Raw genomic sequence first — 20,904 nt, 5'->3', positions numbered from 1 at the left:
TGATGGAGAAAAACAGAGACCTTTAATCACCTCACTTTGCCATTTACCGCCCTACTTTCTCCAAACGTTAAAAAAAAGTGAATAGACTTTAAATTCCCATCACTTCACATATCTTTAGAAAGACTAATTAACGAAACCATAAATATGAAAATGAGACTTTTAGCACTAGCCCTGCTGTGGTGTGGTGCAACCTTGTTTGCCCAGGATTACTTTCCAGAAAATGACGGGGTAAAATCAAAAAACAATAATTACACTGCTTTTACAAATGCCAAGATCTTTATCACGCCCACTCAAGTAGTGGACAACGGCACCTTACTTATCCAAAATGGAAAAGTCGTGAAAGTAGGAAAATCGGTTACACTTCCTAAAAACACTGTGACAATCGATTTAAGTGGAAAATCCATTTATCCATCTTTTATAGATATCTATTCAGATTTTGGGATAACAAAGCCCAAACGTGCACCGGGTGGCGGACGTTCCCCACAATACAATGCAACAAGAGAAGGATTTTATTGGAACGATCATATTATACCTGAAAATGATGCAATAAGCAAATTCAAGTATGATGATAAAAAAGCAAAGGAATTGCGTAATGCTGGTTTTGGTGTGATTAATTCACACATTCAAGACGGAATAGCACGCGGAACAGGTGTTCTGGTTGCCTTAAATGGAAAAGGTGATGATTCTCAACGGGTATTGGATGATAGATCCGGACAATATTTTTCGTTTTCTAAAAGTGTGGCATCGAGACAAAGTTATCCTACTTCGCTAATGGGCGCTATGGCATTGTTGAGACAAATGTATACCGATGCCGATTGGTACGCCAATGGCAATGTAGATACTAAGGACCGTTCTCTGGAAGCGCTTAATGCGAACAAAGGAATGTCACAAATTATTGCTGCCGGAAACAAAGGCAATGTCTTGAGAGCTGATGGGATTGGTGATAAAAACGGAATTCAATACACGATTTTAGGTGGTGGTGATGAATATGAAACGGTCGCCGATATTAAGAACACCAACGCAAAATTGATTCTTCCACTGAATTTTCCTGATGCATATGATGTGAGCAATCCGTACCAAGCGTTATATGTTTCACTGGAAGATATGCGCCATTGGAACCAGGCCCCGGCAAACCCCAAAATATTGGCAGACAATGGGGTAACCTTTTCATTTACATTAAACGGATTAAAATCTCCTGCCAAACTAAAGGAAAAACTTCAGAAGGCTATTACCTATGGACTATCAGAGACCAAAGCCTTGGAGGCATTGACTACCGTACCTGCGCAGATTTTAGGAAAATCAAACAAAATCGGCTCTTTGCAAGCTGGGCGTTATGCCAATTTTTTGATTACTTCCGGTGCTGTTTTTGATAAGGGTACCACTCTCTATGAAAATTGGGTACAGGGAACCAAAAATGTCGTAAATGATAAAGACCAAAAAGATATTCGTGGTGATTATGACCTAAAGGCCGGAAGCCAATCCTTTACACTTTCAATTTCTGGAGAACCCAGCAAGCCAAAAGTGGAAATCAAAAAAGATACCTTAAAGTTAACATCTAAAATCTCATATGCAGATGATTGGATGAACCTTTCCTTTACCAACGATGAGAAGATTTATCGTTTAACAGGTTTGGTTAAACCTGACAATGATAATATAACTGGAAGATTGATTCTTCCCGATGGGAGCGAATCTTCATTCAATGCTTTACGTACAAAAGCTTTCACTGAAAAAGAAAAGGAGAAAAAAACAGCAGAAAAACCCGAAGTAGTTCCGGTTACCTACCCTAACCTTGGGTATGGTTATTCCTCAATCCCTAAAGCAGAAACAATGCTCTTCAGGAACGCCACGGTATGGACAAGTGAAGATGCCGGGATTCTTGAAAATACCGATGTTCTGGTCAAGGATGGTAAAATCTCTAAAATCGGAAGCAATTTGAATGCAGGAAGAGCCAAGGTCGTTGATGCTACAGGAAAACACTTGACTGCTGGTGTTATAGATGAGCATAGCCACTTAGCAGCTGTTGCAATTAACGAAGCTGGTCATAATTCATCTGCCGAAGTTAAAATGGAGGATGTGGTCGATCCTGAGGATATAGATGTTTACCGCAATTTAGCAGGTGGGGTTACTACGTTACAGCTCTTGCACGGTTCTGCAAACCCCATTGGTGGGCGTTCAGCCATATTAAAATTGAAATGGGGAGAAAGTGCCGAGAATATGATCTATGGTAATTCCCCGAAATTCATCAAGTTCGCTTTGGGAGAAAACGTAAAACAAAGCAACTGGCAGAGTTTTAGTCGTTTTCCACAAACCAGAATGGGAGTTGAGCAAGTGTTTATGAGCTACTTTCAACGTGCCAAAGAATATGAGGTCAAAAAGAAAAGCGGTAAACCTTATCGTCATGATGAGGAAATGGAAACTTTGGTTGAAATACTTAATGGTGAACGTTTTATCAGCTGCCACTCCTATGTACAGAGCGAAATTAACATGCTTATGAAAGTGGCCGATAAATTCGGTTTTACGGTCAATACCTTCACACATATTTTGGAAGGGTATAAAGTTGCAGATAAGATGAAAGAGCATGGTGTAGGCGGTTCAACTTTTAGTGATTGGTGGGCCTATAAATATGAGGTTAAAGATGCCATCCCATACAATGCGGCAATTATGAACAGCGTAGGCATTACGGTGGCAATCAATAGTGATGATGCCGAGATGTCCCGTAGATTAAACCAAGAAGCAGGTAAAACAGTCAAGTACGGTGGTGTTTCTGAGTTGGCTGCCTGGAAAATGGTGACCATTAACCCTGCCAAACTCTTGCATATTGATGAGCGTGTTGGCAGTATAAAAGAAGGTAAGGATGCCGATTTGGTCTTATGGAGCGACCATCCCCTATCTGTTTATGCCAAGGCAGAAAAAACCTTGATTGAGGGTGCTGTTTATTTTGATTTAGAGACAGATAAAAACCAGCGTGTGGCCATCAAAAATGAGCGCAATAAACTCATTAACATGATGCTCAAGGAAAAAGAAGGTGGTGGTAAAACACAATCTCCCAAGAACAAGAAAAAAGAAAAATTTCACTGCGATAGTTTATAAAAAATAGAATCATGAAAAAATCAATATACACATTAGTTTTTGCGGTGGGGGCTTTGTTTATGGGTACTGGCCAACAGACACCAGCTCCGGCTCAAAAAGAAGCCATGTCAATAGACGGTGCCACGGCGCATTTGGGCAATGGTGAGGTCATTGAGAATGCCCTTATTATGTTTGAAGACGGCAAACTCACTTTTGTGGGTAGTGCCATGACGAAAATAGCACGAAGGGGCACAGTCATCAAAGGAAAGGGGAAACATGTTTATCCCGGTATCATTGCTCCCTGCAAAGCTTTGGGACTTACTGAGGTAAATGCGGTGCGCGCCAGTAACGATCAAGACGAAATAGGTGAAATGATTCCGCATGTACGTAGTTTGATTGCCTATAATGCAGAATCACAAGTAGTTGAAAGTATGCGACCCAATGGTGTATTGTTAGGACAGATAACGCCCCAAGGTGGACGGATCTCCGGAACCTCATCAATAGTACAGTTTGATGCCTGGAACTGGGAAGATGCGGCAATTAAGGTTGATGATGGCATTCATTTACGCTGGCCCAATAGTTTTAGAAGAGGTCGCTGGTGGATGGGGGAACCAAGAGGTTTTCAGCCAAATAAAGAATACACCAAACAGCTGGAAGAAGTAAAAAGCTTTTTGACTAATGCCGCTGCCTATGGTAAAATTTCCAATGCTGAACTGAATCCGGGGTTTAAGGCCATGCAAGGTGTTTTTGATGGTTCGCAAAAACTGTATGTATATGCAGATGGTGAAAAAGAGATCATAGATGCGATTACAACCGCCAAAAACAATGGCGCCAAAGAAGTGGTTTTGGTCGGTGGTTACCACGCCCATAAAATCACAGGTTTTCTGAAGGAGAACAACATAGCAGTTTTGGTACAGTTCACACACAACCTGCCCGCCTTGGACGATGAAGATTATGATTTACCGTATAAGCTACCAAAATTATTGGCCGATGCAGGGCTTACGGTTGCCATACAGAATGGTAGTGCCTCAAACTTTCAGACGCGTAACCTACCCTTTTATGCAGGTCAAGTGGTAGGGCAAGGATTGGACAAAGAAGTAGCTTTACAGATGATTACAGGCAACAGTGCCAAAATATTGGGTATTGATGACGCATATGGCACCTTGGAAGTAGGTAAAAGCGCAACTCTTTTTGTTTCTAAAGGCGATGCTTTGGATATGCGAGGCAACCAATTGACACATGCTTTTATTGATGGTCGAACCCTTTCATTGGAAACCCACCAGACCAAACTTTGGAAACGGTATATGGGTAAATACGAGGGTGAATAAAAAGCTTAAGTATAAGGACTTTAATAGTTGTTAAATAACGTATGTAGGTCAATATAAAAATTGTATGTCTTTATTGGTTTTATACCCATATGGTCGTATAAAGATGTATTGTACCTCTATTTAAACAAGTTGGCGTACATTCAGCTAAAGCTGACTCGTGTCGCTATACTTAGCAATGAAAAACAAAGCAACGCCCCGCGGGAAATGTGCGCCATCGCCGGGCTAAACCAAATCATTTTAAATTCAATTTCATGAGGTCATTATTGATTATAGTTATGTGCTGTTTTATTAATACAATTTGTATTGCACAAAAAGACGGTTCCCAAATAACTGTAGGTATTAGTCATACAATTAAGTCTTCCATATTAAATGAAGATAGAACAATTCAAATTTATACACCGGATGGGTATTTAGATTCAAAGAAAGAATATCCTGTGTTTTATGTTTTAGATGGACAATGGTATTTTTTTAGTGGTGTGGCAATTCAAAAAGCCTTACGCACTCCAGGAGCTATTCCTGAAATGATTGTAGTTGGCATTCATGATAATGATTCATCGAGATGGTCTTTATTTGGGGAACAAAGTGAAAAATTCACGAATTTTTTAGTTAACGAAGTTATACACTATGTCGATTCTAACTATAGAACAACTAATGAACGTGTTATTTTTGGCTGGGAAGCAGCTGCTTATTATACCAGTGAATTAATTCTAAAAAAGAGTGAAATATTTAATGGAGCGATAATAACTGACGGTGGCTATGCTTCAGAAGAGGTAGTCACAGAGTTTACTTCAAATAAAGATGTTTATCTTTTTATGGCAAATTCAAGGAAAGACATTTATTATATAGGTTCAACCGACGCATTCCACAAAATATTGAAAAAGAACAACCCAATAAATCTTATTTGGAAATACAATTTATTCAACGATGAAGTACACGAAACTTTGGCACATTTGGCTATGTATAAAGGATTGAAGTACTATTATCATAATTATGACTCACCAGTATTTGAAAGCATACAACAGTATATTGATTTAGGTGGGATTGACTACCTGACTAACTATTTTAAGGAACGAGCAATACGATTTGGTGGTGATGGCCTTATAGATGATGGTACAAAAAATGGATTAATTTGGTTGGCATGGAACAGAGATAATTTTGAATATTTCAATATTTTCATGACTGAATTCAAAGATGTTTTAACTACAAAAAGATATGCTTCGGCCTATTGGCAAAATCGGTTTGGACAGTTTTATTTAAAACACAAAGACTTCCAAAATGCCATTAAATACTTTAATACAGGACTTACAAAATATCCAAATTCGAATTTTGAACAAGAAATGCGCCAGGGGCTTATGGATGCCAAGAACAAAAAAGATTAATCAATTATATAAACGTTCTACAACAATGTGTTTAAAACATAGCTAATAAAGGCTTTCCGAGAGTTTTATGTACAACTATAAAAAATTCCAGAAAAATGAAAAAAAAGCAATTTTTAATAATTCTGATTTTAGCGGGTTTTCAACTTAATGGTCAGGACACAGATTACCCCTATCCTTCATTTAGTCCAAAAGGTAACATATCCCAAATCGTTGGAAATACACTAATAAGTGTTGAATACGAAAGGCCTTCTGCCCGGAAAAGACATATTTATGGTGGACTCGTACCTTGGAACAAAGTTTGGCGCACTGGTGCTGGGAATTGCACCAAAATTGCATTTAATAAAGAAGTAACAATTGGAGGGCAAAAAGTTTCTGCTGGAAATTATTCTGTTTTCACCATACCTAACCCGAATGAATGGGTCGTAATAATCAATAAGGATACTACTCTGTACGGGAGCTACGATTACAAGTATAAAAATGATGTTGCAAGATTTGCGGTCGTGCCAGTAGAAACTAATCGCTATTATGAAACTTTGAATTTCGATATTCAACTAAATCAACATAATGCAACCATTTACATTTCATGGGCAAATACCCAAATCAAGTTTGATATTGAAACATCGACCAACGAAAAAATGGAGAAACTAATTCGGGAAGAATTATTGACTGGCTTAAATCAAGTATCCGATACCTATGCTGGAGCTGCTTCTTATTTAGCCTTTAGGGAAATGGATTATAAAAATGCGCTAAAACTTGCCGAGAAAGCTATTGAACTTGACAAGAATAACGAGTGGGTTTATGTTATAAAAATTGAGATTTACGAGAGACTAAAACTTTATGACAACGCAATTACAGAAATCAATCGAATACTTGAAATTTTAAATAAGAATAAAGAAAACCGAAAGAAAGAAATAAAAAAGATGGAATCGGAATATAAAAGATTAACCAAACTGAGGGAATAACTACCCACAACAAAACCTATAATCTATTGCGCTGGTCTTCCTAAACGGAAATCCTCGCTTATTCACTAACTTTATGCTACGACGGAAAAGTCCGGTGGACATTTTCCGCAACGTATCAGGACGCTAAATGCAATTTAGTTCGTGTCATGTTTATTTGCAAGGGCACTCATATGTTCGCTACGCTCAGAAGGTACGTCTGATTTTATTCCCAATACCGCAAAACCCACAAAGCAACATCCCGCAAATGCGAAACTACTTGATGAACAATGCCATAGGACAAATAGGTAGTCCCATTCCAATGACATTGTTACAGGTTTTTGCTATATTTCCTTAAAATAAGACGGACTGCACATAGCGCGGCGTTACCTACAAGCTGAAAAAATCATAGCAAAATTAAAATGGAGAATATAAATCAACCAATAGAGCTTTTTTCCGAGTGGTATAACGAAGAATTAAAAGTATCAAAAGTCCGTATTCCATCGGCAGTATGCTTTTCAACAGTCGGAACAGATAGTTTTCCAAATGCAAGATTTGTTTCTTTTAAAGAACTGGTTGACAATTCATTTGTTATTACTGGTCCGCTAAATTCGAGAAAAGGTACTGAAGTTGAAAATAATGAAAATGTTGCGTTGACTTTTTGGTGGACAGAAACGGAAAGACAAGTTAGGATTCAGGGGTTAGCAACAAAAATTCCAGACCAACTTGCGAACAGGTATTTTAATGAACGTAGCACGAATTCACAAGCTGTATCTTCAATTTGTCGACAAGGAATGGAAATAGACAATCTTGAATTACTTGAAAAAGAAGTATTGGAAAAGGTTGCGACAAACGGAAACATTCAAAGACCTAAAAACTGGAGCGGGTTTTCAATTAAACCGATACGAATTGAATTTATGGAATTCAAAAAAACAAGATTTCACGATAGAAAACTATTTGGAATTGAAAATGGCGAATGGAATTTAAAACAAATACAACCCTAAAAAGCCAGCAGGTAACAATACCTATATTTAATACGGACTTCTGTCTTTAAGCCAAGGTCTGCGTATATTTATGAAGTCGCAAAATTTTTGGGATTTTGCTTTCGAACAAAAAAGAAAAAACAAAACCAAAAGCTTTTGTTTAGCGTGTAGCTGGAAATCCGATGGATTCCTAAGCTGGGCTGCACATAACGCGGCGTTGTGTGTAATTTGAATAATATTACAAAAATGAAAAAGTTATTTCTCCTATCGCTTATTTTACTAATGGTATCATGTAATGGCAATAAGCCTGAGTCAGTAGAACAAGAACAGGTCATAAATATTGAAAAGGAAAAAGAAAAACTTCGTTATTTAAAAGAAGTTGAATGGCCTAAGGCTTACAGAGAACAAGACACTATATTGCTCGATCGGATTTTAGGATCGGACTTTCAGATGGTAACCAACGATGGCGAATGGTCGGACAAAATAAAACAGATGGAACGAATCAAAGAGTCTCCTATGGACCACGATTCTTTCACGTATGAAATCAAAAGACTGGAAATTCTCGAAAATGGAACTGCAATAATTGCGGGAACTGGTCACATAATAAATGACAATAGAGAATCTATATATCAATCCAGTAATATTCTTATTAAGCGAAATGGAATTTGGAAAGCTGTTCTTTCCCATGTTTCTGGTTATAAAAAATTAGAATAAACTAAACAAAACCTATTATCGAGTGCTACCTCTCCCCTAACCTAAAAATTCTTATTTTTTTACGGCTGGATTTCTGAAACGAAATCATAGCCGAACCGTTGGCTGCAAGCTGAAAAAAAACATACAAAATGAAAAAAAGATTTTACGAGCTATATTCAATAAAAATAACGAGTTTCAACAAAGTGTATGGTTTATAGATTCTCATTTTCATTCTGAAAATTACTCGCCAATCCAAATGTAACATAGCGAGGCTGCGTGACCATTTTGAGCAAGTCTTTCTCTAATGAACAAAATCAACAGCTCATCAGGAATATTCAACAATTCAGATATATAAAATTTCCATTCTTGACAAATAAATGAAATTTTACGAGTGTTATTTATAAACCGCTCTAGTAAAAAGCAAATAATAATATGAAAAAAAAGATACTCAGAATAGTACTACTGGTAGGAACTGTAATTTCTCTGTTCTACGTACCCTGGATTTTAGTATGGGCTTGGATTTTACCCTTGCCAAATACAGTTCAAGAACAAGTTGATGAAGCCATTGGCCATGGGTTTGATGGCCTGATTGTCTATGTTGACGAAGCTGGTAAACCGCCAGCATTTTATACAGGCGGTTGGAAGGATCGAGATAACAAAATACCTACAGACCCGAATTCATTATTCAAAATTGCGAGTATTAGCAAGTTATATACCGCTGTTTCCATCGCAAAATTGGCTAAAGCCAATCGATTATCTTTAGATGAAACGCTTGCCGATTACTTTCCAGAACTCACGGACAGAATTGAAAATGCAGAAACGATTACCCTAAAACTGATGGTGCAACACCGAAGCGGCATTCCGAATTTCACGAATAATCCTGCTTATTGGGAAAATGAACAGGAAAATGGTAAAAATGCTCTCGACTTTGCACTCGATTTACCGGCGAGCTTTAAGCCCGATAAAGGCTATGAATATTCAAACACCAATTATTTGTTGCTTCGCAGGATTATTGATCAAGTGGTAGGCTATAGCCATGAACAGTACATTAAAGAGGAAATCTTGCGCCCACTCGAGCTAAAGAATACGTTTTTTTCTCTTAGTGAAGTAAATATGGATGATGTGATGAGTGGGTATTATGTTGGGGTTGAAAAAGATTTTAAGGCGAATGAATACGGAATGTTAGCTACAGCCCAAGATGTTGGCATCTTCTTGCGAGCCTTAAATGATGGTTCTGTTTTTAATGAAGGTGAAAAGGAAATCTACTCATCCATTTACGAGTACGAACACGGAGGCTTGGTAATTGGCTATCAGAGTCTGGCTGAATATCATGAAGATATAGACGCAGTAGTGGTGCAATTTATAAACACCACCGATTTTAATGGATATGAATGGAATTTATCAGAGATCACCATTAATCGTATTGTAAAGATAGTTAAGAGGAAAAAATAGAATTAAGAAATAAAAAACCTGTGGCCAACAAAAAAACAATGTAACTTGTTTTGCAACAATTATTTGCACTAATAAACATACAGCATTGAAAGAAATACTAAAAGCAAATCAAAGGATACAAAGATTTGTAAATAAAACGCCCATTGTTAGTTCGTCATTATTAAACAAATGGACCGGCCATGAGATTTATTTTAAAGTGGAATGCTTGCAAAAAATCGGGGCCTTTAAAGCAAGAGGTGCCTGTAATACGGTATCCTGGCTAGTAGAAAATAATAAAAAACCTAAGCAAATAGTTGCCAATAGCTCAGGAAATCATGCCCAGGCAGTTGCTTGGGCATCGAGTCAATTCGGAATTCCATCAAAGATTTATATGCCTGATTATTCCTCAAAAGTGAAAATTCAGGCAACTAGGCATTATGGTGCTGAAGTTGAACTGTGTAAAACCAGGGATATAGCGGATAAAAAAGTTAAAGAACACGGAAATGAGGAAGGTGCTTTTTGGATTCCGCCTTTTAATCATCTACATGTTATCGCCGGTCAAGGAACGGTCACCCAAGAAATTTTGAGTGAATTAGATGACGTTAATGCCATATTTGCTCCATGTGGTGGCGGTGGTCTTTTGTCTGGTACAGTAATAGCAGCCCATGGTCTTTCAACAAAAACAAAAGTATACGGAGCAGAACCGTTAAATGCGAATGACGCCGCCCAGTCATTGAAAATGAATGCTATTCAAAGACTACAGTCGGTCCCAGATACACTTGCCGACGGGGCAATGACCATGGCCGTTGGCGATATCACCTTTGAGTATTTGAAAAAATTGGATGGCATGTATGAGATTGAAGAAACCGATATGGTTTATTGGACACAATGGCTCACGCATCTTTTAAAATTGCATATTGAGCCTACAAGTGCTTTGGGAATGGTCGCTGGTTTCCAATGGCTAAAAGCTCAAAAGACAAAAAAACGAATTGTGGTTATATTATCAGGTGGAAATATCGACCAAAAAACACAGTCAAAGATTTGGGAGAAAAGTTATCTTGAAATTGAACCCGGTATCTAAAACAAAATCGAAAGACGATTAAATAAAACTCGCCACCGTATAAGTAACTATCAAATAAATTGAGTCCTCAAATAAAATATGAATTTTCAGCCAAGATGTGGCAACATCAATCACCTGGTGGATGGCATTTTGTTTCACTTCCCATGGATTTGGCAAATGAAATAAGGAAAAATATTGGATGGCAAGAAGAGGGCTGGGGAAGATTGAAAGCAATGGCAAAAATCGGCGATAATAAATGGCAAACGGCCATTTGGTATGACACTAAAAAGAGAACATATTTACTTCCCATAAAAGCTGAAATAAGAAAAAAAGAAGCACTTAAAACTGAGAGTACGATAAATACGGTTATTTGGGTGTAATTTCGAAGGTTTAAGATATTGAATTCATAACTTCTATAATATGCACGAAGGTAACATTACTTCTATCTGGTGGGTTTACAAGTTAAATTTCTAGCTTATTCGCTAACTTTATATTCGGTGAAATAATTTAGATTCTTGAATTACCTTTCTTTTTCAATGTTCTTCCCATGCTTCACCACTGATAAAACTAAATTTTTGAAAAATAATTTTGAATAAACTAAATTATATATTCTTAGTACTTGCGTTGTTCGCAGAAATTATTGGAACAATCGGTGGTTTTGGTTCTTCGGTATTTTTTGTACCTATAGGTAACTTTTATTTTGACTTTCATTCGGTTTTAGGGCTTACGGCAATATTCCATTTATCAAGTAATATGAGTAAGATTGTTTTATTCAAAAAGGGTCTTGACAAAAAACTGATAATGAATATAGGCCTACCCTCTATCTTATTTGTAGTCATCGGTGGATTCTTGTCAAAGATTCTCGACAGCACCATTTTAGAAATTCTGCTTGCGGTATTTTTAATAAGTTTAAGTTTATTATTTCTATACAAAAAAGGCCTCGTGGTTTCGCCAAATAGAAAAAACGCAATAACTGGAGGAGTTATATCAGGATTTTCGGCCGGATTGTTAGGTACTGGGGGAGCTATTAGAGGGTTGACAATGACGGCATTTAATCTTGAGAAAAGCGTTTTTATTGCCACTTCCGCATTTATTGATTTTTTTATAGACTTTACAAGAACCATTGTCTATTACCAAAATGGTTACATTCATAAACACGATTTGATTTATTTACCTTTTCTCATAGTGATTGGACTCGTTGGAACCTATATTGGTAAACGAATACTAAAATTCATCCCGCAAGATAAATTCAAAAAAATATCACTTATCCTTATTTTGTCCATAGGCTTTTTGACGCTATTGAATATTTTGATAAACATATAGGTCTTTCAAATTGAAGGTACGATAAATACAGTTATATTGGGTGTAATCATCCAACAATGAAATAATTTGCTCCTTAGTCCCAAAGCGCAAACGAATTCAATGAAATTGGGGCAAGAAACGATTAATAGGATTGAATTATGAAAAAAGAAATAACAGTTTTCGTTTTGCCTATAATTATTTCACTGGTTTTAAGTGCCTGCAACACTGTACAAGAAGAAGTAGAAGAAAGACCAAATATTTTATTTTTTCTTGTTGATGACCAACGGAACGACCTTCTATCTATCGCAGGGCATCCAATCATTCAAACACCAACAGTAGATAAGCTCGCCGAAAATGGCGTTCGATTTACAAATGCTTTTGTAACAACTTCAATTTGTGCTGCAAGTAGGGCCTCTATCCTAACCGGATTATACGAGAGCAAACATGGTTACACTTTTGGAAAACTTCCTATTAAAACTGAGTTCGTAAAAAATTCATATCCATTCCTGTTAAAATCATCAGGATATAAAACAGGTTTTATTGGGAAATTTGGAATGAAAATCGAAAATCAGGATAGTTTGCTTCCCCAAATGTTCGACTACTATAAACCTTCACCAAAATCTGGTCCACATTTTATAAAACTTAACGATGGCACCAAACGACATTCTGCCGAGATAAAAGGAGATGAAGCTGTAGAGTTTATTGCAAATCAAACAAGCGAAAACCCATTTTGCCTTTCCATTAGCTTTAATGCCGTTCATGCAGTAGATGGTAATAAAACTCCAGGAAATGATGGTCATTATCCCTACCCAAAGGCAGTGGAACACTTGTATGAGGATACCGAAATGCCAACTCCTGAATTATCAGATTCCAATATTTATGAAAATCATCCGGAGTTCTTAAAAAATTCACTCAACAGGGAACGTTATTTCTGGCGGTGGGATACAGAAGAAAAGTATCAAACAAACATGAAAGCATATTTTCGCATGATCAGCGGGTACGACAATGTAATGAAAAGGGTACTAAATACGCTTGAAAAATATGGATTGGATAAGAATACCATAATTATTTTCTCCTCTGATAATGGTTACTATATGGGTAATAGAGGTTTTGCGGGCAAATGGTCGCACTATGAAGAGTCCCTTCGAGTTCCTTTAGTGATTTACGACCCACGAAAGTCTAGAAAGACGGTAAAAGGTACTTCAGATAAGGTTGCCTTAAATATTGATATTCCGTCAACCATACTGGACCTAGCAGGAATTTCATTACCAGAAATATACCAAGGAGAAAGTCTCGTGCCTATTTTGAACAATGAAGATATTGATACTTGGCGAACAGATTTTCTATGTGAACATAGAATGGAACACGATAAAATTCCCAAATACGTGGGTATTCGAGGGCAAAGATATATCTATGCCAACTATTATGAACAAAATCCACCTTATGAATATTTACATGATTTACAAAAAGATCCAAAGCAACTGGAAAACCTAATTGATGATACTACATACAAAGATGTGCTACAGCAAATGAGAAGTAAGCGTGATAGTTTAGAAATAAAAGTTAAAGGGCAACAATAAATGAAGGCTTATCAAAAAAGAGACTTCATTTACATTAATTTTAAAATTCATAAAAGAGGAAACTTATTACCAGCATAAAAAATAAATGACACTAGAGGACTTAGGATACAACAATGAATTAGCTGAATATCGAGAAGCGAACAACCTTGGTTCCTTTGAGATTGGCAGGGTCATTTCGGAGCACAAAGACCGTTATACAGTTAAGACCGGCAAAAATGAATTTGATGCCGAACTTCTGGGGAATCTTAGGTACACAGCTACTGACAGGAGCGATCTTCCTGCGGTTGGTGATTGGGTTGCCATTTCAGAATATGATGAAGACAAAGCGCTAATTCACGCTCTATTACCTAGAAAATCAATTATTGAAAGAAAGGCTGTGGGTAAATTGGGACAAACCCAGATAATCGCCGCGAACATTGATTTTGGACTCATAGTCCAATCGGTAAATAGAGATTTCAATATAAATCGTATAGAACGTTATTTGACTATTTGCAATGCCTCCAAAATTGAACCGCTTATTGTTTTGAGTAAAGTGGATTTAATTGAAGAGCAGAAATTGAAAGAATTGTTGATCCAAATTAACGAACGCATTGAAGATGTTCCCCTATTCGCCATTAGTAATCAAACCCAAATAGGGATTACAGAATTAAAATCAGAATTGAAAACAGGTCGTACTTATTGTCTTCTTGGTTCTTCAGGGGTCGGAAAATCTACCTTGATAAATACCTTGACAGGTAAGGACTTGATGGAAACCGGGGAAATAAGTGAAAGTATTGATCGGGGAAAACATGTAACAAGCCATAGAGAATTGATTGTCCTGGAAAATGGAATTTTGATAGATAACCCGGGCATAAGGGAAGTAGGTATTACCAATAGTTCTAGTGGTCTTGAAATTACTTTTGAGTCTATATTAAACCTTGCCCAGAATTGTAAATTCAGTGATTGCACCCATATCAATGAAAAAGGGTGCGCTGTAATTGACGCTATTGAAAATGGAGATTTAGATGCAGATGCCTACGCCAATTACATTAAAATGGAGAAAGAGAAATCGCATTTTGAGTCAGATGCCCAAGAACGCAAGAAAAAGGATCGGGCTTTCGGAAAAATGATCAAGAATGTAAAAAAACAACGGAAACTGGATAAGTACTAAATTGATGTTTTTCATTCTCCTATTACCTTGATGATAATTACAGCAAATATTTAAAAAGAGGGAATTCAATGGTTCCCGAAATCAATAGTAATGACTAGGCAAAAAATTAACATACTACTCACAATTATATTAATGACAGCTTGTGAGCAAAAAAAGAAATCCAAAACACAGGAAGCGCCTCCAAAAAACTATATCATGGTACTGGACACTATCTGGCATTCTGAGCAAGACCCTATTAGAAAACGAGATTCATTAATGGCAATTTATGGAGCAGATTCTCCTGAGTTTAATGAACAACAGGCCATTTACAAAAGTAATCATGTAATCAATGAAAAAAAGATAAAGGCAATCCTGGATGAGAATGGTTGGCCAGATCAGGTCCAAATTGGTGAACAGGGTAATTTAACTATTTGCAATGTACTCCAACATGCCGATCACGAAATTCGAGTTCATTATTTACCATTAATGAAACAGGCCGTATTGGACAAAAAATTGGAGCCTGGATTTTTAGTACGGGCCCAGGACAGAATTGCCACAGACCTGGGAGATTTACAAATCTATGGGGGTCAAATGAAATACTATCCCGATACCAAAAGTTTTAATGTTTGGCCTGTTTATGACCCGGTGAATATTGATAAACGAAGGGCAGAAATAGGCCTTGATCCAATAGCGGAATTCTTAAAAAACAGATTTGATTTTGAATGGAATTTGGAAGAGCAAATTAAACGAACGGAAGAATTCGAGAAACAAAAACGCGCCAGTAGTCAATAGCGCTGAAATAATATAATCATCAATCAAAATACAACTTTGGTTTATAAATAATTAAGCGTGTCTTGGATTATTTCTCGCCTAACTTTCAGTTAATTATCCTCGTAATCAACTATCTTTAAATTTCATTCACATTTTCTGAACCAAACTATAATTAGTATCAACCAGCCAGTTGTGGCTTTAATTAATCAACTAAATGAATACTCGTAAATTTTACCCACTCTTAATTTTGATTTTGATAGTTGGATGCGGTCCGGCTGATGATGGTTTTACAGATTTATTCAATGGAAAAAGTCTTGATGGTTGGCATTCATATGGAAAGGATGAAATCAATGATGGATGGTACGCTGATAATGGCGAATTGATTTTTGACTTTCAAAGGGATAAAAGTGGAGAAAACTCGAATTTGGTGACCGACAAGCAATACACCAATTACGAATTATCGATAGAATGGAAAATCTATCCTCATGGAAACTCAGGTATTTTCTGGGGTGTAATAGAAAGTGAAGAGTTTGAACAACCTTATATGACTGGGCCTGAAATTCAAATTTTGGACGATGGTTGGGAAGCATATATAGAAGAACGTGGCGATATTAATCGGGCGGGTTCATTGTATGGTTTGATCCCACCGTCCTCAATAGTAAGTAACCCAGCAGAGGAATGGAACCATTACCTCATTCATATTGATCATAAAGAAAATGAAGGTTTTGTTGTCTTCAATGGCACAGAGGTTGTTCGTTTTCCCGTACATGGACCTGAGTGGAAAGCAATGATAGCAAAATCAGGTTTTGCTAAATGGTCAAGTTTTGGAACGGCGAAAACTGGCCATATAAGTCTTCAAGAATGGGGCGGAAAAGTTGCGTTTAGAAATATAAAGATTAAAGAATTGCCATAGTCTTTTTCCCTTGATACAGTTTTATGCAGTTGTAATCTAAGTGGATGTAAACTAAACATGGACAATACCAAAAACTACAAAACGTCAATAAAAAAGATATGCGAATCCTAAAAAAAGTTTTCCTTTTATTCACTTTCTTGGTACTTCTCTTTATAGGTCATGTATTGATTTCCACAGGTTATTTCAGAACTATTGAACCACAGTTTCAAGGAAAAATCCTTAAAAGAATTCCACTTGTAGGAGCCGAGGATATTATGATAAGTCGCATCGATAGCTTTGCATTGATTTCCTCAACCGATCGCGCTGCCTTTCCCCCTGAAACAGTCGACAAAGGAGGGCTTTATTTGATAGATTTAAAAAACGATGATTTTGAGCCTATCCATTTGACAAAAAATTTTAAACAACCGTTTGCGCCACATGGTATTTCGTTCTTCAAAACAGATAGTACGTATAAGGTTATGGCTGTGAACCATACTCAAAAAGGGCATTCCCTAGAAGTTTTTGAATTATATGATAAAAGGATGACGCACATAAAAACCTTGGAACATCCATCCATGATAAGTCCTAATGATGTCGTCATGATAGATGAAGATCGTTTTTACTTTACCAACGACCATAAGTACACACAAGGTCTAGGTTTATTGGCAGAAAATTATCTTGGTTTAGGAATATCGAATGTGATATTCTTTGATGGATCTAGGTACAATGAGGTTGCCAATGGAATTGCATATGCCAATGGAATCAATATCGACAATAATAGAGACCTGATTTTTGTGGCATCGCCCAGACATTTTGAAGTCGAAGTTTTTGCAATGAACAAAGATGGAACACTCACCTTCAATGAGGCGATTGATTGTGGAACTGGAGTGGACAATATAGAGTTTGATCAAGAAGGAAATCTTTGGATAGGGTCACATCCCAATCTTTTACGCTTTAGTTCATATGCAAAGGGCAATAAAGAAACCTCCCCTTCGGAGATTATTAAAATCGATTACAGGAAAAAGGGAGATTATTCAATTGAAAAAATATATGTTGAAGAGGGTAGTGAAATGTCTGGTTCAACGGTTGCCGCAACTTTTGGGGATTTAATATTCATGGGCAACGTCATGGATGAAGAATTCTTAATTCTACAACGCAATACAAAACCCTAAAATAAAGACGCACTTTAACAGGTTTTTCAAATAGCCATTTATATTGTAAATTCAGCTATCTAAAAATCCAACTAATATGCGATTAAATAATTCTGCCATCACCTTACTATTTCTATTTCTTCTAATATTAACTTCATGTAACACCTCTGATAAACAATCTGCAACGCTGCTGATTCATGGCGGACCTATATACACCGTTGATAACATTCAAACCACGGTTGAAGCAGTAGCAACAAAGGACAATAAGATTCTTTTTGCAGGCAGTCTTGTCGAAGCTGAAAAATATAAAACTGATTTAACTGATGTTATTGACCTTAAAGGAAAGACTATGACTCCTGGGCTGATTGAAGGACATGGCCATTTTATGGGATTGGGATATAATGAATTGTCCCTAGATCTAATGAATACCACTAGCTACCAAGAAATTGTGGATGCCGTTGCCGAAAAAGTAAAATCTGCTGAGCCGGGGGAATGGATCACAGGAAGAGGTTGGCATCAAAGCAAATGGGATGAAATGCCAGACGAAACGGTCAATGGATTCCAAACACACCAGTTACTAAGTTCCGTATCTCCCGAGAATCCTGTATACTTAGGTCATGCCAGTGGACATGCAGGTTTTGCCAATGCCAAAGCAATGGAAATTGCAGGAATTCAGGTATTGTCGAAAGATGGTATTGACAAATTTGAAGTGGAAGGTGGCGAAGTAATCCGCGATGAATTAGGAAGACCAACTGGTATTTTCAATGAACGTGCACAGGGTTTAATTAGAAAACATATTCCAGAGAATACTCCTGAAACAAATGCCAAGGCTTTTGAACTGGCTGTGGCTGCTTGCCATAGACATGGGATTACAGGTTTTCACGACGCTGGAATTGGCAGAGAAACCATAGAACTCTATTCTTCGATGAAGACAGCTAACAAAATGAAAATTAGGTTGTATACCATGCTTACGGGTTGGGATGAGGAATTACTGAATGAATGGTATGAAAAAGGACCTCTTGTTGATCCTGAGAACCTATTGACTATTCGTTCTATAAAACTGAACTGTGATGGTGCATTAGGTTCACGTGGAGCTTGGCTATTGGAATCATATACAGATCGTCCAGGACATTTTGGACATGAAACCTTACCCATGGAATTTGTAAAAAAGACATCTCTAAAAGGTTTAGAACATGGTTTTCAAGTTTGTTCACACGCCATTGGCGATAGAGCAAATAGGGAGATTTTGGACCGTTATGAATTGGCCTTTGATGAATTGCCAGATATGACTGCTGATCATAGGTTTCGAATAGAACACGCACAACACCTGCATCCAGATGATATTCCGCGCTTTGCAAGCCTAGGCGTTATCCCTGCTATGCAAGCGGTACATATGTCCTCTGACCGCCCTTGGGCAATTGACCGTCTTGGGGAAAAACGCATCAAAGAGGGTGCTTATATGTGGCAAGACTTACTACAAAGTGGAATCCCAATTGTCAACGGTACCGATGTACCGGTTGAACCGTTGAATCCTATTTCAAGTTTCTATGCAAGTGTTAGTAGAAAAACTTTGAAAGGTACGCCTGTGGGCGGTTATGAACCTGAGCAAAAAATGACTAGGGAACAGGCACTTAGATCTTACACGTTAGATGCAGCCTATGGAGCATTTGAAGAAGATTTAAAAGGTTCCATTACGGTCGGGAAATTGGCAGATTTCACAATCTACAACCAGGACCTCATGCAAGTTCCAGAAGACCAAATTCTAAATACCACAATTGAAATGACCATTTTCGATGGAAATGTGGTATATCAAAAAGGTAAGTAACCAATATTTTGGAACGGGGATTATTCCCATAATCAATTTGTGTTGAAACTCTAATTTTTGTTCGAACGAAAAACCTGTATTTCTTAAGCGCACTCATTCTAATTATATGAATCAGCAAAAGCCACCATGGCATTTTCTACTATTATTGATTTTGGCCGGTGAGTCGGTATTTATTATCCCTTTTGTATTGGCAAGGGTATTTAGACCAACAGTGCTGAATGTATTTAATTTGGACAATGTACAGTTGGGGATATGTTTTTCGGTTTATGGAATTGTTGCCCTCCTATCTTACCTCTTTGGTGGACCACTTGCCGATAAATATCCGCCGAGAAAACTTATAGCAGTAGCCCTATGGATGACCGCCTTAGGTGGTTTGGTATACGCTACTTTCCCTAGTTACTCGATTTTAAAGATTCTATACGGCTATTGGGGCTTTACAACCATATTTCTTTTCTGGGCGCCAATGATCAAGGCAACACGCGTTTGGGGAGGGTCTTCTTCGCAAGGTAAGGCATTTGGCTTTTTGGACGGTGGCCGAGGTCTAGTTGGAGCGCTGTTTGGTGCAATGGGCGTTTTCATATTTTCATTATTCATTGCCTCGGAAGTTTCTGAAGCAACTATTGTTGAGAGTAAAGCCGCTTTTAGATATGTGATTCTTGTTTCTTCGGGAATAGTTTCCATTGTAGGGCTTGTGGTATGGTTTTTCATGAAATTGGATCGTGATTTAGAAAAGGAAATCATTTTAGATAAAATTACCTTAAGCCAAGTGAAAGAAGTTTTAAAACTACCTTCTGTTAGGTTGTTAATGGTTATAATTCTATGTGCATATGTCGGTTATAAAATCACCGATGTCTTTTCCCTCTATGCTCAAGATGTAATGCTTTATAACCAAGTACAATCTGCGCAAGTAGGTACTTTTCTATTGTTTATTCGGCCAGTTGTTGGAGTGATTATAGGTATTCTGGCAGATCGTTCCCAGACGACGCTATGGTTGTTCATTGGTTTTGTTGTGTCTATTATTGGTGCATTGCTTTTCGCAACGGGCATTATTTCTGATTCATCTACTGCATTATTTTTTATCTCAACCCTAATCATCGCCACAGGAGTTTATGCAGCACGTTCTCTTTATTTTGCTGTGATGGAAAGAGGACAGATACCTCTTCTGCTCACCGGGACAGCTGTTGGGTTAATTTCTATTGTAGGATATACTCCGGATATTTTTGCGGGTCCCGCCATGGGTTACCTTTTAGATAAATCACCAGGTGCTCAAGGGCATCAACATGTATTTTTGATGCTAATTTTCTTTTCCTTGATTGGAGCTATTGCCGCATGGATTTATCATCGGTTATACGGTAAGAAAAAAAAGCACTGAG

18 protein-coding genes are annotated in these 20,904 nt (G+C 37.4%); 17 read left to right on the top strand and 1 reads right to left on the bottom strand.

Annotated features, from left to right (window positions below; all coding sequences use genetic code 11):
- The first annotated feature begins 144 nt into the window (after positions 1-144).
- The 4 genes from FB2170_RS10585 to FB2170_RS10570 all read left to right on the top strand — a co-directional run bounded on the left by FB2170_RS10585 (position 145) and on the right by FB2170_RS10570 (position 6,738).
- On the top strand, positions 145-3,090 hold the full coding sequence (locus FB2170_RS10585; protein ID WP_013306550.1) for an amidohydrolase family protein: 2,946 nt from the start codon (positions 145-147) through the stop codon (positions 3,088-3,090).
- Positions 3,091-3,101: 11 nt separating this feature from the next.
- Positions 3,102-4,397 (top strand): amidohydrolase family protein, encoded by a 1,296-nt coding sequence (locus FB2170_RS10580; RefSeq protein ID WP_013306549.1) that lies wholly within the window; start codon positions 3,102-3,104, stop codon positions 4,395-4,397.
- Positions 4,398-4,648: 251 nt separating this feature from the next.
- Positions 4,649-5,776: an alpha/beta hydrolase-fold protein gene (locus FB2170_RS10575; protein WP_148232093.1), complete on the top strand. Its 1,128-nt coding sequence runs from the start codon at positions 4,649-4,651 to the stop codon at positions 5,774-5,776.
- A 95-nt stretch (positions 5,777-5,871) separates the two neighbouring features.
- Positions 5,872-6,738 (top strand): DUF2911 domain-containing protein, encoded by an 867-nt coding sequence (locus FB2170_RS10570; protein WP_013306547.1) that lies wholly within the window; start codon positions 5,872-5,874, stop codon positions 6,736-6,738.
- 134 nt (positions 6,739-6,872) lie between these two features.
- Here the strand turns inward: FB2170_RS10570 and FB2170_RS17375 are convergent, their stop codons facing one another.
- On the bottom strand, positions 6,873-7,043 hold the full coding sequence (locus tag FB2170_RS17375; protein WP_158306090.1) for a hypothetical protein: 171 nt from the start codon (positions 7,041-7,043) through the stop codon (positions 6,873-6,875).
- A 93-nt stretch (positions 7,044-7,136) separates the two neighbouring features.
- Here FB2170_RS17375 and FB2170_RS10565 point away from each other — a divergent pair, with 93 nt between their 5' ends.
- From FB2170_RS10565 to FB2170_RS10505, 13 genes are all read left to right on the top strand, one after another.
- Positions 7,137-7,718, top strand: coding sequence for a pyridoxal 5'-phosphate synthase (locus FB2170_RS10565; RefSeq protein WP_013306546.1), 582 nt, complete (start codon positions 7,137-7,139; stop codon positions 7,716-7,718).
- A 225-nt stretch (positions 7,719-7,943) separates the two neighbouring features.
- Entirely contained in the window at positions 7,944-8,411 is a 468-nt protein-coding gene (locus FB2170_RS10560) for a nuclear transport factor 2 family protein (protein WP_041632803.1), read from the top strand.
- Positions 8,412-8,822: 411 nt separating this feature from the next.
- Positions 8,823-9,842 (top strand): serine hydrolase domain-containing protein, encoded by a 1,020-nt coding sequence (locus tag FB2170_RS10555; protein WP_013306543.1) that lies wholly within the window; start codon positions 8,823-8,825, stop codon positions 9,840-9,842.
- Between the two features lie 85 nt (positions 9,843-9,927).
- Complete coding sequence (locus FB2170_RS10550) at positions 9,928-10,902, top strand: serine/threonine dehydratase (RefSeq protein WP_013306542.1); 975 nt, start codon at positions 9,928-9,930, stop codon at positions 10,900-10,902.
- 59 nt (positions 10,903-10,961) lie between these two features.
- A complete protein-coding gene (locus FB2170_RS10545) occupies positions 10,962-11,261 on the top strand; it encodes a DUF1905 domain-containing protein (protein WP_202795949.1) in 300 nt (99 codons plus the stop codon).
- A gap of 208 nt (positions 11,262-11,469) precedes the next feature.
- The gene (locus FB2170_RS10540) at positions 11,470-12,204 is read left to right on the top strand and encodes a sulfite exporter TauE/SafE family protein (RefSeq protein WP_202795948.1); all 735 of its coding nucleotides are present in this window, start codon (positions 11,470-11,472) and stop codon (positions 12,202-12,204) included.
- Between the two features lie 137 nt (positions 12,205-12,341).
- Positions 12,342-13,763, top strand: coding sequence for a sulfatase (locus FB2170_RS10535; protein WP_013306539.1), 1,422 nt, complete (start codon positions 12,342-12,344; stop codon positions 13,761-13,763).
- Between the two features lie 85 nt (positions 13,764-13,848).
- A complete protein-coding gene (rsgA, locus tag FB2170_RS10530; RefSeq protein WP_013306538.1) occupies positions 13,849-14,913 on the top strand; it encodes a ribosome small subunit-dependent GTPase A in 1,065 nt (354 codons plus the stop codon).
- Positions 14,914-15,003: 90 nt separating this feature from the next.
- Positions 15,004-15,684, top strand: coding sequence for a DUF6624 domain-containing protein (locus FB2170_RS10525; RefSeq protein WP_041632801.1), 681 nt, complete (start codon positions 15,004-15,006; stop codon positions 15,682-15,684).
- A gap of 193 nt (positions 15,685-15,877) precedes the next feature.
- Complete coding sequence (locus FB2170_RS10520) at positions 15,878-16,576, top strand: DUF1080 domain-containing protein (RefSeq protein WP_013306536.1); 699 nt, start codon at positions 15,878-15,880, stop codon at positions 16,574-16,576.
- Between the two features lie 98 nt (positions 16,577-16,674).
- Positions 16,675-17,727: an SMP-30/gluconolactonase/LRE family protein gene (locus FB2170_RS10515; protein ID WP_013306535.1), complete on the top strand. Its 1,053-nt coding sequence runs from the start codon at positions 16,675-16,677 to the stop codon at positions 17,725-17,727.
- A gap of 76 nt (positions 17,728-17,803) precedes the next feature.
- The gene (locus FB2170_RS10510; RefSeq protein ID WP_013306534.1) at positions 17,804-19,531 is read left to right on the top strand and encodes an amidohydrolase; all 1,728 of its coding nucleotides are present in this window, start codon (positions 17,804-17,806) and stop codon (positions 19,529-19,531) included.
- 106 nt (positions 19,532-19,637) lie between these two features.
- On the top strand, positions 19,638-20,903 hold the full coding sequence (locus tag FB2170_RS10505; protein WP_013306533.1) for an MFS transporter: 1,266 nt from the start codon (positions 19,638-19,640) through the stop codon (positions 20,901-20,903).
- Position 20,904 lies beyond the last annotated feature (1 nt).

Source organism: Maribacter sp. HTCC2170 (genome assembly GCF_000153165.2).
Taxonomy (GTDB): domain Bacteria; phylum Bacteroidota; class Bacteroidia; order Flavobacteriales; family Flavobacteriaceae; genus Maribacter_A.
Note: the sequence above shows the minus strand (reverse complement) of the source record. Positions and strands in the feature narration are given on the sequence as shown.

Bases quoted from the DNA above. Each gene is read 5' to 3' on its own strand.
- FB2170_RS10555 (WP_013306543.1), top strand. From the start codon at position 8,823: ATGAAAAAAAAGATACTCAGAATAGTACTACTGGTAGGAACTGTAATT.
- FB2170_RS10515 (WP_013306535.1), top strand. From the start codon at position 16,675: ATGCGAATCCTAAAAAAAGTTTTCCTTTTATTCACTTTCTTGGTACTT.
- FB2170_RS17375 (WP_158306090.1), bottom strand. From the start codon at position 7,043: ATGTCATTGGAATGGGACTACCTATTTGTCCTATGGCATTGTTCATCA.
- FB2170_RS10570 (WP_013306547.1), top strand. From the start codon at position 5,872: ATGAAAAAAAAGCAATTTTTAATAATTCTGATTTTAGCGGGTTTTCAA.
- FB2170_RS10525 (WP_041632801.1), top strand. From the start codon at position 15,004: ATGACTAGGCAAAAAATTAACATACTACTCACAATTATATTAATGACA.
- FB2170_RS10535 (WP_013306539.1), top strand. From the start codon at position 12,342: ATGAAAAAAGAAATAACAGTTTTCGTTTTGCCTATAATTATTTCACTG.
- FB2170_RS10505 (WP_013306533.1), top strand. From the start codon at position 19,638: ATGAATCAGCAAAAGCCACCATGGCATTTTCTACTATTATTGATTTTG.
- FB2170_RS10580 (WP_013306549.1), top strand. From the start codon at position 3,102: ATGAAAAAATCAATATACACATTAGTTTTTGCGGTGGGGGCTTTGTTT.
- FB2170_RS10585 (WP_013306550.1), top strand. From the start codon at position 145: ATGAAAATGAGACTTTTAGCACTAGCCCTGCTGTGGTGTGGTGCAACC.
- rsgA (WP_013306538.1), top strand. From the start codon at position 13,849: ATGACACTAGAGGACTTAGGATACAACAATGAATTAGCTGAATATCGA.
- FB2170_RS10520 (WP_013306536.1), top strand. From the start codon at position 15,878: ATGAATACTCGTAAATTTTACCCACTCTTAATTTTGATTTTGATAGTT.
- FB2170_RS10510 (WP_013306534.1), top strand. From the start codon at position 17,804: ATGCGATTAAATAATTCTGCCATCACCTTACTATTTCTATTTCTTCTA.
- FB2170_RS10575 (WP_148232093.1), top strand. From the start codon at position 4,649: ATGAGGTCATTATTGATTATAGTTATGTGCTGTTTTATTAATACAATT.
- FB2170_RS10560 (WP_041632803.1), top strand. From the start codon at position 7,944: ATGAAAAAGTTATTTCTCCTATCGCTTATTTTACTAATGGTATCATGT.
- FB2170_RS10565 (WP_013306546.1), top strand. From the start codon at position 7,137: ATGGAGAATATAAATCAACCAATAGAGCTTTTTTCCGAGTGGTATAAC.